Below are 14,304 nucleotides of genomic sequence, written 5' to 3'. Positions count from 1 at the left end.
CAAAAATATTTGCTGATATTCTAAAAAATCCATCCATTATATTTTCTCTTCAAATGACTTATCTGAATCTAAAATCTCTTTCAACAACAACACAATTTGTTCGAGATAATTAGTCATTATTTCATCGTTAATAACTTGCTGAACATCTTTATCCTCTTTAAATTGAAACGGCAAAAAGCCTGATTTTAGATTTTTAAACGAAATAATTCCTGCTTCTATTGATTTTCCGTTGGCTTCGGGTTCATACATAAACGCATAAGCCAGAACCTGAATGATTTTGTCATTTTTAAGCTCCTGAGTCAATCCGTTCCATGTTTTCAGGCTAACACTTGTTTTTTCGACTTTACCGGTCTTATAATCTATAATGCGAATGATTCCGTTGCGCTCTTCAATTCGATCGACATTTCCTTTGATTAACACTGGAAAGGGTAAATCGGGATGATTTAAAGTTCTCCCAAAAGTCTGCTCCAAAGCGATAATTTTAATCGCATCTCCAGCCTTAATACATTCCAATTCTACTTTCAGAAAATTAAATACATTTCTTTTAGCCACTTCAAAAGCCAAAAGATTGCGTCCTTTTTTGATTTCACCTTCTTTATAAACGATTTTAAATTGTTTTAAAACCTCTTCATCGATGAGTTTAAAACAATTATCAATATCTGATTCAGAAATAAATTTCCCAATAAAGGGTTCGTATAAGGCTTTTAAAGTTTCGTGAATAATCGTTCCTAAAGTATTCAAAGCGATGTTTTCTTCAACTTCTTCCACTTCACGAATTCGCAATATTTTTTGAAAATAAAACTGAATTGGATTCCGAATATAACTCGTCAAAGCCGAAGGAGAAAATCCCTCTTCTGCAATTTTTTTCAAACGCTCCATTACCGCTGGCGATTTTTCTATTACCATTGGTGTGTATGCTGTTTCCGGTAAAACTGCATTATAAATTTCGTGAGACAAATTATGATTTGGTTGTTTTTCGACTTCTAATTGCGTTATAAAACGACTTTTTTCTCCAGCATCTAATCCTTCACTTTCGGTATTATACAACAAGTAAATATTCTTGGCACGTTGCAACAAATGATAAAAATGGTAAGTGTAAATAGCATCTTTTTCTTTGAATGTAGGCAAACCCAATTCTCGTTTTACATCATAAGGAATAAAGGAATTTTGTGATTTTCCGGCTGGAAATTTACCCTCATTCATTGAAGTAACAATTACTGTATCAAAATCCAAAACACGACTTTCCAATACTCCCATAATTTGCAAACCATTCAGTGGCTCACCTTCAAAAGAAACCTCGGCCAAATCAATCACTTGCTTGTAAATGGCATGTAAGGTTTCTATTTTATCAATATGCTGGTGTTTTGAATAATAATTGATTAGCTTATTTATTACTTTAAAAATGGCAAAAACAAAGGCTTTGGTGATTTTCTCTTCTTCATTATCATTGCTTAAATTTCCTTTTATTGTCAGTAATAATTTTGAAACCGTTTGCAAAACCGCTATCGAACCCTCTTCCCATTTTTGAAACAACAACAAAAATAAATCAGTCGGATTAGCATTCAGTTCCATCAATTTATGATGGCTGATAAAAGTATAATTGTTCTTATTGATAATATCAACCAGAACTGTAGTTTGAGCATACGGTTCCACCAAAGGATGGGTTAAAATATCCAAAACATCTTTATAATAAAACACATAACTTTTTGCATTTCTGGACAAGGCATTCGTATGCATTTTGAACAATTTGGCAATCAAAATTTGGGCAGGATTATTTTTACTGGAATACCCCATCGTAATATTTAAAGCTCCAACTGTCGATGGCAAAGAATATAAAAGCGGGACTAAAAGGTTTTCTTCACCAAGCACAATCGCCACTTTATCCAATGATGTTATTGGATTTTCTTCTATAATTTTCTCAATAATACTTCCTGAAATTTTGGCTTGTCCGATGCTTTTTGGTGTCCCAATGATCTGAATGTTTTTTGACTGCGAAAAATCATCCACAATCCATTCGAAAGGATTGGTTTTATAATGCTTCCAACTTTCTTTAAATCGACGTAAAAACAACCCTGCATCATGATAAGGATCATTTAGAAAAGTTTGGTCGGCATCCCAATAAATTTTGGCTTGGTCATTCGAAATCAAATGCTGAATAATTTTTTCTTCGGAAGCATTCAACGCATTAAATCCTGCAAAAACAAATTGTTTATCAGTAATTGAATTTGAAAAATGATTTAGATTCTCTACTGCTTCACGATAAATTAATCCTTGATACCCGATTCCTTTTTGAAGTAAATGTGCATATAAAGATTGGTAATATAGAGGAAGTAATTTCCAAAAATCGATATATTTTTCAAGCAATTGGGTTTTGTTCTCTACTTCAATCCCCCATTTTTTTATGTCTTCAATGTCTTTTAAGTAAGACAAAACATGTGTGGGATCTAGTAAATAACGGTCAATTTCATTGAAGTCTTGTAAAAGTGTTTTCGCCCAATTGGCAAACAATTCAAAAGACTGTTGGTTTGATTTATCAGTTATCGATAAATAAACTTCGTAGAATTCGAATAGCAATTCTATTGGATCAACGGTACGAACACCCGCAATATCCTGAATAAAATCTTCTATACTAATAATCTCCGGAGCAAGAATATTATTCGAAACTTGTTTTTTAAGTGCTTCAATCAAAAAAATCTTAGCTCTTTTATTAGGTAAAACTACTATTGTGTTAGCTAATTTAGCTGAATATTTTTCAATTAAAATCTGGGCAATCTTATCTAAAAAAGTACTGTTTATCATTTCATAAAAATAAAAAAACGCCCCGATAAATCGGGGCGTTCCTTATAATTATTTAGAAAGAAATTATTTGATTAATTTCACTTCAGTTCTTCTGTTTAATGCTTTACCAGCAGCAGTTTTATTATCAGCAACCGGCATAGTTTCACCATATCCTACTGATTTAATTTTGCTTGAAGAAATTCCTCTTTCAAGTAATGCATTTTTAACTGCATCAGCTCTGTTTTCAGAAAGTTTTTGGTTGAATGCATCAGAACCATCGCTATCTGTATGACCTTCGATCAAGAATTCAGAGTTAGCATAGTTTTTAAGAAGTGCAGCCATTGCATCTAATCTCTTAGGAACGTCAGCAGATTTGAATGTAGCTTTTCCAGAGTTAAAGTAGATAAATCTAGCTTGAGATTTCAATTCATCCATAGCTTCTTGAGTTACTTCAGGACAACCTTTGTTACTAGCTGGACCAGCAACTTCCGGACAAGCATCATCTTTATCAGCTACACCATCTTTATCTGTATCTGGCCAAGGACAACCAGCGTTTTCTTTTGGACCTGCAACATTAGGACATTTATCATCTTTATCAGCTACTCCGTCTTTATCAGCATCTGGACAACCTTTTAAAGAAGCTAAACCAGCAACATCTGGACAAGCATCATCTTTATCAGCTATTCCGTCTCCGTCAGTATCAGGACAACCATTGAATGCAGCTAAACCAGCAACTTCTGGACAAGCGTCATTTGAGTCAATAATTCCGTCTCCGTCAGTATCAGGACAACCATTGAATTGTTTTAAACCAGCAACTTCTGGACAAGCATCTTCTTTGTCATAGATTCCGTCACCATCAGTATCTTTTCCTCCAAATTTGAAAACAATACCTGCTGTGTGTTGAAAGTGAGAACGTACTAATGGATCATCATTTTTAAATGCTTTTTTATAAGCAGTTCCTAATTCTAAACCAACATTTTCTGTAAACCAGAAAGTTAATCCAGCACCAGCATTTACAGTACCAAAGCTGCTATCCCCTAAGAAAGTATAACCTCCACCTAAGTGTAACGAAGGATCAACTACTTTAGATTTAATTAAACTCATGAAACTGTATCTTACCTTTCCATCAATTCCATAATACATTAAATCTCCTGGATTTGTTACAATCATACCTCTACCATCATGACCTGGAGCAGTTGGATTAAAAGTAACCAATTTATCAATTTTATTAACCGAACCTTGAAGTCCAACCGTAAAATTGTTTCCAACATAACGAGACACACTCAAATAAGACACTGAAGGAAGGATATTCCAGTTATTTTTCACATCAAATGGTTGAGAAAAATGCTGTTGGAACCAACCAACATGCCCAGGACCTGCACTAGTTCTAGTGTCTACGGCATTAACTCCAAAAGCAATAGCCCATGGATTATTACTGTCTTGTGCGTGAGAACTTAAACCCATCACCATCGTTACAGCAATTAAAAGTTTGTTAAGATGTTTCATACTTAAATTTTTTAATTACAATTTAGTTAATTATACACAAAAGTAACGCGTAATTCTTTAACTACAAAATAGAATATTCAAAAAAAAGTTATACTAGACTCATTTTATTGCATATAAAGTAGTAAAATCTAATTATTAACACCAAAGAAACACTGTAAACTCAATATAATTGAAAGAATAGTAACTTTAAAAAAACTCTTGTTTAAAATTTCTAAAAAAATAATTTATCGGCATTTAATCATAAAAAATAATTAAAAAAACTGACAAATTTTCCTTTTTACTAAAATAAATTAGATAAAAAATTACAAATTAACAATCTCAATCTTCTCCCCAATATACACTAATGATTTTCTCTCCACAGTAAACCCCATTAATTCAATTGCAACTTGATAATTCTCTAATTGCTTCTGGTATTTCGCATTATGAGCCCCTGTTTTATAATCCAATAAAAACACCTTATTCCCTTTTGTAACTACCATTCTATCGGGTTTTATCAAGCTTCCTTCTTTCTGAATAATAGTTTGCTCATTTAATACTTCATTCCCTTCTGCAAAAAACAATGCTAATTCTTCATGATTCACTATTTCCTGAATCGTTTTGCAAACCAATTCCTTTTGAGTCAAATTAATCAAGCCGTTTTCAATTGCCTTATCTACTGCCAAATCCACATCATTTTTTGTTTTCACAAAAGATAAAATTTCATGTACTGCATTACCGTATTCTATAGATTCCTGCTGATGCGTTCCCCACATTAAAGCTTCTCTTTGAGCTATTTTGATATTTTTAGGATTTAATGTTTCAGCAACATTTTCAATTGGTTTCGAAGTATCAATGTGTTTTGTCTCTGAAGAATTTTTTATTTTATTCCCAAATTCATATTCCAATATATTTTCATCAAAAACTCCTTTATTCAGCAAATAATTAATAAAAAAAGCACACATATTATTTTTAGGAATCTCTCCATTTCTGGACAAATTCATATTAGAAATAACATATAATTGTTCTTCTGCACGTGTCAAAGCAACATAAAGCACATTTACATTATCCAACAATTCTTCTTGCTTTTTTTGATCATAAACCAATTTAGCTTCTTCTCCAAAACCTTCCACAGCACTACTATTATCAATCAAAGCCTTTGGTAGACCCAAATCCATTTCTTCGGCGTCAAGCCAAAGTTTATCTTTTGGTTTTCTATTATAGTCTTCTTCGGCAAAAGGCATAATTACAACAGGAAATTCCAAGCCTTTCGACTTATGAATCGTCATAATTCGAACTGCGTTATTCCCTTCTGGAGACGGAATACTGAATTTCTCCCCATTTTTGTCCCAGAAAATCAAAAAATCAGCTATACCAGCCTGATTGCGTACATCACGTTCGAGAACAATATCCAAGAAATATTGAACATAGGCATTCCCTGAACTTGAACTAACTGAAAGAAACTTCGAAACAATAATCTCAACAGCCTCATAAAGAGACTTTTTTCGGATATTTTGAAACGAAAGCGAAATATCAAAACTCATCAGCCATTTTTCAAAATCAGCCTCCTGCTTTTGCTCCATTCCTGCGGCAATAAAATCATGAACAGCCAATCGATCCTGAATGTTTTCAGCCACATAATGCAAGAAATAAGCTTTCGCTTCTAAATCGGCGTTATTTTTTAAATACTTCAAAAGATTAATTATGAGTCGAACTTCAGTTGCATTTTGAATCATCAGTGTTTCCGAAGATAAAAGTGGAATTCCCTGTTCCGTCAAATAATTAGCAATTGCAATTCCCTGATCACGTTTACGGGTCAAAATCACAATATCCTTATATTCAAAACCTTCTTTTAGCACTTTCTGAATCGTATTTAAAGTCGCCAAAACGAATAATTCAGTCTTATCTAATGCTTCCTCATCTTCATCTGTAGCTTCTATTTTTGGAATAAAAGAAATATTGACGTAACCTCCCGTTTTATCATTGCTTTTTTGGTGACTGTGATTTTCATATAAATCTTTATAATCAGGCTGTTCAAATTCGGACGACAGTAACTTAAAAAAATCATTATTAAACTCAATTATCTGAGAATAGGAACGGTAATTTTTATCTAAATGCTCTAATTTTTTATCCGGATTATTAAACGGATTATTGTCTTTGCTCAATTCAATAAATTGCTCTGCTTTTCCACCACGCCAACGATAAATAGACTGTTTTGGATCCCCCACAATCATCAAAGTTCCTTTTTCTCCATAATCGTCCTGACCCGAAAGCGCATTATCGATAAGCGGAATCAAATTTTGCCATTGCATCTCAGAAGTATCCTGAAATTCATCAATGAAAAAGTGATGGTATCGCTCGCCTAATCGCTCATATATAAAAGGAGCTGGCTGATTTTGAATTTCGCGATGAATGATAGCATTAAATTCGGATATAGAAAGCACATTTTGTTCTTCCTGAATTTTAGCCAATTCATTACTCACCGTATTCAGTAATGAAAGCGGCGTTATGTTTTTTAGGAATGCTTTGTAAAAATCACGCTTCTCGAAATTTTTATAAATCGCAACTAAAATTTGTAATAATTCAGGAATTAAATTCTCAATCAGCGCCCGATCAATCGCTGTTTTGTTTATAGCAATATCATCAAACTCATGAAACGTTTTATTCTTAGGATTGTATTTTCCGTCGCGAATGCTGACCAAGTGATTAGGAAAAGTGCCTCTCGAAAATGATTTCAAATCAATTCCGTTATTCTCAATTAAAAGCAAAGCAGCTTCGGCAAAGGCTACATTTTCTTTCTCTAAATCTTTACAAACGACAAGCAATTTCTTCTTAATTTCGACAAACTCGGTAATGGATTTATCATGAAACTGAGTAATTTCATTTCGGTTGTTTTCATTCAAAACCAACTTACCTGTTTCCATTATCTCTCTGGAAATATCCCAGGATTTATCGTCATCGGTTTTTTCCATCGTAAAATCGATGAGCAGTTTAGTTAAAGTTTCGTCTTCACCCGCTTGGGCAATGATGGCATCTATGGCTTCCGTCAACAGATTTTCGGTATCCAAAGTAACTTCAAAAGTCATCGGTAAATTCAAATCGTGGGCAAAAGCACGAATCACTTTATGCGTGAATTTATCGATGGTCGAAATATCAAAAGCTGCATAATTATGAATAATGTGCTTGATGATTTGCTGTGACTTAGTTTTAATCTGAATCAGCGAGAGTTGCGTATCAATAGCCAAATCCCGCATTAAATCCTGTGCTTTTTTTGAAGGTTCGTCTTTTGCAAATTCAGACAAACTACCTACGATACGGCTTTTCATTTCGTGTACCGCTTTATTAGTAAAAGTGATAGCCAAAATATTGCGATACGCATCATTTTTTGGAGCAACCAAAATAATTTTCAGGTATTCTTTGACCAATGCGTAGGTTTTTCCAGAACCTGCAGAAGCGTCGTATATAGAAAAGGAATGTCTTTGCATTTAGATTTTTGATTGCTGATTAACGATTTTTGATTTTAGAACTAAACAACTTACTTTGAATTTGCCCTAGCCCCGATAGGAGTGAAAATCCTTTTCTTGTCTCTTTTTTTGAGACAAGAAAAGATTGAAACGAATAGCGGGAAATAGCTCCTAAAAATCAGAAATTATAAAATTGCTTATTTAATCTTTAAAAGTAGTATTTTTGCAGTATGGAAACAAACAGACAGAAAAAAATAGGCGGAGTTATCCAAAAAGATTTGGTGGATATCCTACAAGGTGAAGTGAGAAAAAATGGAGTTAGCAATTTGGTTATTTCGGTATCCAAAGTATCGGTGACTTCTGATTTATCTGTGGCTACAGTATATTTAAGTATTTTTCCTCAGGAAAAAGCACAAGAAACTTTAAATGGAATTAAATCCAATACTCCATTGATTAAGCATGATTTGGCGCAAAGAGTTCGCAAGCAATTGCGCAGAGTTCCCAATTTAGTTTTCTTTATTGATGACTCTTTAGATTATATAGAGAAAATTGACAATGCTTTGAAAAACCAGGAAAACCCTATTGAAAACAGAGATTTATTAGAGAAACGCAAATTTCAATAAAGCTTGAATTTTCCGCTATACATAGCCAAACGTTACATTCGTAGCAATAGTAAAAACAATGCCATCAACATTATTAATCGCATTGCGAGTATGGGAATCATTGTTGGCGCGATGGCTTTGTTTGTTGTATTATCGGTTTTTAGCGGACTAAAGGTTTTTAGCCTTTCGTTTAGCAATGATATTGATCCTGATTTAAAAATAACCAGCACCTTAGGCAAATCCTTTTTTATTACTCCAGCTCAAGAAGCAGAAATCAGGAAAATTGATGGTGTTGCCTCTTTTTCAAAAATTATCGAGGAACGCGTTTTATTTACTTTTGACAACAAACAAGAGGTTACTTACCTCAAAGGAGTTGACACTAACTACAGCAAAGTCAACAATGTCAATAAAATTATTTACAATGGGCAATGGCTTGAAGACAATACCTATCAGGTAGTTGTTGGTTTTGGTTTTGTTCAAAAACTTTCTTTAGGATTACTTGATTTCAACAAACATCTAGAAGTTTTAGTTCCAAAAGCTGGGAAGGGAAACATAGAAAATGCCGAAGAAGCTTTCAATAAATCGGAGATTTTCCCAATTGGTATTTATGCCATCAACGAAGATCTAGACTCCAAATATGTTTTTGCTAATTTAAGCTTGGCTCAGGAATTACTGGAATACAAGAGCAATCAAATTTCCGGAATTGAGCTTAAAGAAAAGCCCAATGTTGATGAAAACATTATCATAGAAAAGTTAAACACCATTTTTAAAGGAAAAGTCAACATAAAAAACAGAGCGCAACTCAACGAATCGCTCTACAAAATGCTAAATACCGAAAATATTGCCGTGTATTTAATATTTACTCTCGTGATTGTGGTAGCTCTTTTTAACCTGATTGGCGCCTTGATTATGATGATTCTTGACAAAAAAGGAAACCTAAAAACACTTTACAATTTAGGAACTGAGATCAAAAATTTGCGTAAAATATTTCTATTGCAAGGTACTTTATTGAGCTTTTTTGGAGGACTTATTGGACTTGTACTAGGAATAGCAATTGTACTTTTACAACAACATTTTGAGTGGATTATGATTACTCCAACACTAGCTTATCCTGTTGTTTTCTCTATCGAAAATGTTTTAATAGTAATGGCTACAATTGTTTCTCTTGGATTTATTGCTTCACTTATTGCGAGTAGCCGTGTGAGTGAGAAATTATTGGAATAAAATTTTGATCTACAAAACCCAACAGGTTTAAATCTATAGTTTTACACTACTTCATAACCCGCATATGCTTCTTCAATCTCATTCAAGACAGCATATAATTCTTCTGGACGGTCTAAAGTCACTAGTTTTTGTTTGTAGGTTTTAAAAGAATGAATCCCTTTAAAGTAATTGGTATAATGCGGTCTGGTTTCAACAATACCAAGACGTTCACCTTTCCATTCCATTGCCCAAGTGAGGTGATTACGAACTGCTTCCACTCTATCAGCAACAGTAGGTTTTGCCAAATGCTCTCCTGTTTTAAAGAAATGTTTGATTTCGTCAAAAATCCAAGGATAACCAATGGCGGCACGACCTATCATGATACCGTCGATACCGTATTCATTTTTATAATGCAATGCTTTTTCCGGCGAATCGATATCTCCGTTCCCGAAAATAGGCATTGTAATTCTAGGGTTATTTTTTACTCTTGCAATGTGCGACCAATCGGAATGACCTTTGTACATCTGAGCACGGGTTCGAGCGTGAATAGATAAGGCTTGCACGCCAATATCCTGTAAACGTTCCGCCACTTCATCAATATTAATCGAATTGTCATCCCAACCCAAACGGGTCTTTACCGTTACAGGAAGATTTGTACTATCAATCACTGCTTTTGTCAAACGCACCATCAAATCAACATCTTTCAACACTCCGGCTCCAGCACCTTTGCAAACCACTTTTTTAACTGGACAACCAAAGTTGATATCAATTAAATCTGGATTTACCGTTGTTACAATTTTAGACGAAAGTGCCATTGCTTCTTCATCTCCTCCAAAAATCTGAATTCCCACAGGACGTTCATAATCAAAAATATCGAGCTTCATTCGGCTTTTGATAGCATCACGAATCAAACCTTCGGAAGAAATAAATTCAGAGTACATCATATCGGCTCCGTGCATTTTACACAAACGACGAAATGGCGGATCGCTCACGTCCTCCATAGGTGCTAGTAATAATGGGAAATCGGGTAATTCTATGTTGCCAATCTTGATCATCTTCTGAAATTTGCTGCAAAATTACACTTTTTAGATGAAAAGATAAAAGAAGAATTGGGAAAGACTTCGTTATAAAGCTTTTAGTTTATAAATTATAAGCTTTGAAGCTAGCGAATTTAGCGTATATTTGCAGATTAATCGACTGGTTTTTGGGTTGAGTTAGTAGTTGAAAAAGGAATCTTTTTTGCAGAACAAAACAACTAAACTCCTAAGTAAAATCAGTAGGATTTACAATATTGATATTTAGACAAAATGAAAAAGATAAGAAATTTTTGCATTATTGCACATATTGACCACGGAAAGAGTACACTTGCTGACAGACTTCTTGGTGCCACACAAACCGTTACGGCCCGTGAAGAAAAAGCGCAGTTACTCGACAACATGGATTTGGAGCGTGAGCGTGGAATTACCATTAAGAGTCATGCGATACAAATGGAATACAAATACAAAGGTGAGGACTATATCTTAAACTTGATTGACACTCCGGGTCACGTGGATTTTTCTTATGAAGTTTCCCGTTCGATTGCTGCTTGCGAAGGTGCTTTATTAATTGTGGATGCTGCTCAAAGCATCCAGGCACAAACCATTTCGAACTTGTATTTGGCTTTAGAAAACGATTTGGAAATTATTCCGGTTTTAAATAAAGTCGATTTACCATCTGCTAATCCGGAGGAAGTAAGTGACGATATTATTGATTTATTGGGATGCAAACTGGAAGATATTATTCATGCTTCGGGTAAAACCGGTTTTGGTGTCGAAAATATTTTGGCTGCCATTATCGAAAAAATTCCTGCTCCAAAAGGAAATGTTGATGAACCATTGCAAGCATTAATTTTTGATTCACACTACAATCCGTTTCGTGGAATTGAGGTTATTTTCCGTGTGAAAAATGGAGAAATAAAGAAAGGACAAAAGATTAAATTCATGGCTACCGGCAATGAATATTTTGCTGATGAAGTAGGAACGTTGAAATTAAACCAAGTTCCTAAAAATGTGATTTCGACAGGTGATGTTGGATACTTGATTTCGGGAATTAAAGAAGCGAAAGAAGTAAAAGTAGGTGACACCATCACCGATGCCAAAACGCCAACTACGAATATGATCACAGGGTTCGAGGACGTAAAACCAATGGTTTTTGCCGGAATCTATCCTGTTGACACCGAAGATTACGAAGATTTGCGTGCTTCGATGGAAAAACTGCAATTGAACGATGCTTCACTTGTATTTACACCTGAAAGTTCGGCAGCCTTAGGTTTTGGTTTCCGTTGCGGATTCTTAGGAATGTTGCACATGGAAATTATCCAGGAACGTCTGGAACGCGAGTTCGACATGACTGTAATTACTACGGTTCCTAACGTTTCTTATCATGCGTTTACCAAAAAAGAACCAGATACTATTTTAATTGTAAACAATCCTTCTGACTTACCGGAACCATCAAAACTGGACAGAGTAGAAGAACCTTATATCAAAGCGACTATCATTACCAAATCTGATTTTGTTGGAAATGTAATGAGTTTGTGTATCGAAAAACGTGGATTAATTACCAATCAAACCTATTTGACAACAGAAAGAGTTGAATTAAATTTTGATATGCCATTGGCCGAAATTGTATTTGATTTCTACGACCGTTTAAAAACCGTTTCTAAAGGATATGCTTCTTTTGATTATTCACCTATTGGAATGCGTACTTCTAAATTAGTAAAATTGGACGTTTTATTAAACGGACAAAATGTAGATGCGCTTTCTGCTTTGATTCACGAAGACAACGCGTACCATATTGGTAAAAAAATGACTGAAAAATTGCGTGAGTTGATTCCAAGACAGCAATTTGATATTCCTATTCAGGCTGCAATTGGAGCTAAAATTATTGCTCGTGAAACGATTAAAGCACTTCGTAAAGACGTTACTGCCAAATGTTATGGTGGAGATATTTCACGTAAACGTAAATTATTGGAAAAACAGAAAAAAGGTAAAAAACGTATGCGTCAAGTAGGAAACGTTGAGATTCCACAAGAGGCGTTTATGGCTGTATTGAAGCTGAATGACTAGTTTTTTTAGAAAAAAAGAACAAAGAGAATAGAATATAGAGAAAACCTGACGATGAAAATTGTCAGGTTTTTTTGTTTTAATTCAATTCCCAAAAATAGTAAAACTGTATCTTTGAAGTAAAAAATCATAATCATGCTCGACGAAACCCCAAAACGATTTGACCGCATTGTTGCTATTCTTATTCAATTACAATCCAAAAAAATTGTAAAAGCACAGGAATTGGCCAATCGTTTTGAGGTGAGTTTGCGCACTATTTATCGTGACATTCGTACGCTGGAAGCTTCTGGAGTCCCTATTTATAGTGAGGCTGGCGTTGGTTATGCTTTAATGGACGGCTATCGATTGCCACCAGTTATGTTTACGAGAGAAGAAGCCAGTAGTTTCATTGCTGCTGAAAAATTAATGCAGAAATTTACTGATGTCACTCTTGGCAATCATTATACTTCGGCGATGTACAAATTAAAAGCCGTACTTAGAAGTGATGATAAAGATTGGGTGTCCAGCATAGAATCAAATGTTTTGGTGCAATCTTCGGAGAAACTTTTTAACGACAAATCTCCCAATACTCTAGCCACGATTTTTGAAAGTATAGCCGAAAAAACACAAGTTATTCTTTCGTATGAAGCCATTCAATCGGAGGGAATTACCGTGCGACATATTGAGCCTGTTGGTGTTTTTCACGACAATAACAATTGGTACATGCTAGGTTATTGTCATTTGCGAAAGGATTATCGTCAATTTAGAACTGATCGAGTTCACGGAATCAAAAAAACGGAAATCCCATTCTCTATAGAACACGATGCATTAGAAACCTATTTGGATAAAAACAAGAATGTTTCTACTACCAAAGTTCGAATTCTTGTAGATAAAAAAATTACTAAATATTTAGCATTTGAACGAAAATACCACGGTTTTGTTTCAGAAAAAATAATCGATGACAAAATCGAAATGACTTTTATGTGCCGTGATATTGAAAATGGTTTTTCGCGTTGGTATTTGATGTTTGGAGATTATGCAACTATATTGGAGCCAGAAGGATTAAAAACAAGAATTCTGGAATTACTGGAAATAAACAAACAAAGACTTTCATAAAAAAACTCCTAAAACGAAATTCATTTTAGGAGTTTTAAAATTTTATCTTTCCCAGAAAAAAGGAGGCTCAATACCTAAAGCGCGCAAATAAACATAACCCTGACCACGATGATGCACTTCGTTATCAATAAAATATAGAATATTATGAATTATCGGAAATTCATATTGACCAAACAAATTGAAGGTTTCATTAAAATCTTCGATTGATAATTGCTCCCAATATTTATTAATTTCGGCAGTAGCTTCATCCCATTTTTCAAGATATTGGGTTTTTAAAGTTAGCTTTTCCGTTCCTTCTGTATAAGGTTGAATATCTCGATTTACAATTCCTTTTAAAGCAGGTGCGCCAATAGCCAGAAGTTCATCTGCCAATTTTGAAAAAGGTCGCATTCCGCCGATTGAAAATTCGAAGAAATCTTTTTCTGGAAATAATTCAATCACTCGACGTGTTAAGGCACGATGTCCTTGCCAGTGTTTTAATAAATCTTCAGGAGTAATAACTTGTGCCGCTAATGTTTTCATAATTTTAAAGTTTTAATTTTTACTTCTTCAAAATTAGATACGGTCAGTGACAACAGT

The 14,304-nt window shown here is 34.3% G+C and carries 9 protein-coding genes; 4 read left to right on the top strand and 5 right to left on the bottom strand.

What is annotated here, in order from left to right:
- Window positions 1-36: 36 nt before the first annotated feature.
- The 3 genes from EOD40_RS03400 to EOD40_RS03390 form a co-directional block, all read right to left on the bottom strand.
- On the bottom strand, window positions 37-2,799 hold the full coding sequence (locus EOD40_RS03400; RefSeq protein ID WP_128193505.1) for a PD-(D/E)XK nuclease family protein: 2,763 nt from the start codon (window positions 2,797-2,799) through the stop codon (window positions 37-39).
- 63 nt (window positions 2,800-2,862) lie between these two features.
- Entirely contained in the window at window positions 2,863-4,284 is a 1,422-nt protein-coding gene (locus tag EOD40_RS03395; protein ID WP_128193504.1) for an OmpA family protein, read from the bottom strand.
- 302 nt (window positions 4,285-4,586) lie between these two features.
- The gene (locus tag EOD40_RS03390; RefSeq protein ID WP_128193503.1) at window positions 4,587-7,745 is read right to left on the bottom strand and encodes a UvrD-helicase domain-containing protein; all 3,159 of its coding nucleotides are present in this window, start codon (window positions 7,743-7,745) and stop codon (window positions 4,587-4,589) included.
- A gap of 209 nt (window positions 7,746-7,954) precedes the next feature.
- On the opposite strand from EOD40_RS03390, the gene rbfA reads away from it, so the two are divergent.
- Both rbfA and EOD40_RS03380 read left to right on the top strand, forming a co-directional pair.
- Window positions 7,955-8,347 carry a 30S ribosome-binding factor RbfA gene (gene rbfA, locus EOD40_RS03385; protein ID WP_128193502.1) on the top strand — a complete coding sequence of 131 codons (393 nt, stop codon included), beginning with the start codon at window positions 7,955-7,957 and terminating at the stop codon, window positions 8,345-8,347.
- Window positions 8,348-8,350: 3 nt separating this feature from the next.
- Window positions 8,351-9,550, top strand: coding sequence for an ABC transporter permease (locus EOD40_RS03380; RefSeq protein ID WP_164905445.1), 1,200 nt, complete (start codon window positions 8,351-8,353; stop codon window positions 9,548-9,550).
- Window positions 9,551-9,591: 41 nt separating this feature from the next.
- Here the strand turns inward: EOD40_RS03380 and dusB are convergent, their stop codons facing one another.
- Window positions 9,592-10,584, bottom strand: a complete 993-nt coding sequence (dusB, locus tag EOD40_RS03375) for a tRNA dihydrouridine synthase DusB (RefSeq protein ID WP_128193501.1) — start codon at window positions 10,582-10,584, stop codon at window positions 9,592-9,594.
- A 252-nt stretch (window positions 10,585-10,836) separates the two neighbouring features.
- Between dusB and lepA the strand changes: the two genes are divergently transcribed.
- The gene (gene lepA / locus EOD40_RS03370; protein ID WP_128193500.1) at window positions 10,837-12,633 is read left to right on the top strand and encodes a translation elongation factor 4; all 1,797 of its coding nucleotides are present in this window, start codon (window positions 10,837-10,839) and stop codon (window positions 12,631-12,633) included.
- Window positions 12,634-12,765: 132 nt separating this feature from the next.
- Window positions 12,766-13,725 (top strand): helix-turn-helix transcriptional regulator, encoded by a 960-nt coding sequence (locus tag EOD40_RS03365; RefSeq protein WP_128193499.1) that lies wholly within the window; start codon window positions 12,766-12,768, stop codon window positions 13,723-13,725.
- Between the two features lie 42 nt (window positions 13,726-13,767).
- On the opposite strand, the gene EOD40_RS03360 is transcribed toward EOD40_RS03365, so the two are convergent.
- On the bottom strand, window positions 13,768-14,247 hold the full coding sequence (locus EOD40_RS03360; protein ID WP_128193498.1) for a DinB family protein: 480 nt from the start codon (window positions 14,245-14,247) through the stop codon (window positions 13,768-13,770).
- Window positions 14,248-14,304 lie beyond the last annotated feature (57 nt).

Source organism: Flavobacterium sufflavum (assembly GCF_004016525.1).
GTDB lineage: Bacteria > Bacteroidota > Bacteroidia > Flavobacteriales > Flavobacteriaceae > Flavobacterium > Flavobacterium sufflavum.
The sequence above is the reverse complement of the archived record's forward strand: the minus strand, read 5'-3'. Positions and strand labels throughout refer to the sequence as shown.

Excerpts from the sequence above, each read along its gene's own strand:
- EOD40_RS03400 (WP_128193505.1), bottom strand. The coding sequence starts at position 2,799 with ATGATAAACAGTACTTTTTTAGATAAGATTGCCCAGATTTTAATTGAA.
- EOD40_RS03395 (WP_128193504.1), bottom strand. The coding sequence starts at position 4,284 with ATGAAACATCTTAACAAACTTTTAATTGCTGTAACGATGGTGATGGGT.
- EOD40_RS03390 (WP_128193503.1), bottom strand. The coding sequence starts at position 7,745 with ATGCAAAGACATTCCTTTTCTATATACGACGCTTCTGCAGGTTCTGGA.
- rbfA (WP_128193502.1), top strand. The coding sequence starts at position 7,955 with ATGGAAACAAACAGACAGAAAAAAATAGGCGGAGTTATCCAAAAAGAT.
- dusB (WP_128193501.1), bottom strand. The coding sequence starts at position 10,584 with ATGATCAAGATTGGCAACATAGAATTACCCGATTTCCCATTATTACTA.
- lepA (WP_128193500.1), top strand. The coding sequence starts at position 10,837 with ATGAAAAAGATAAGAAATTTTTGCATTATTGCACATATTGACCACGGA.
- EOD40_RS03365 (WP_128193499.1), top strand. The coding sequence starts at position 12,766 with ATGCTCGACGAAACCCCAAAACGATTTGACCGCATTGTTGCTATTCTT.
- EOD40_RS03360 (WP_128193498.1), bottom strand. The coding sequence starts at position 14,247 with ATGAAAACATTAGCGGCACAAGTTATTACTCCTGAAGATTTATTAAAA.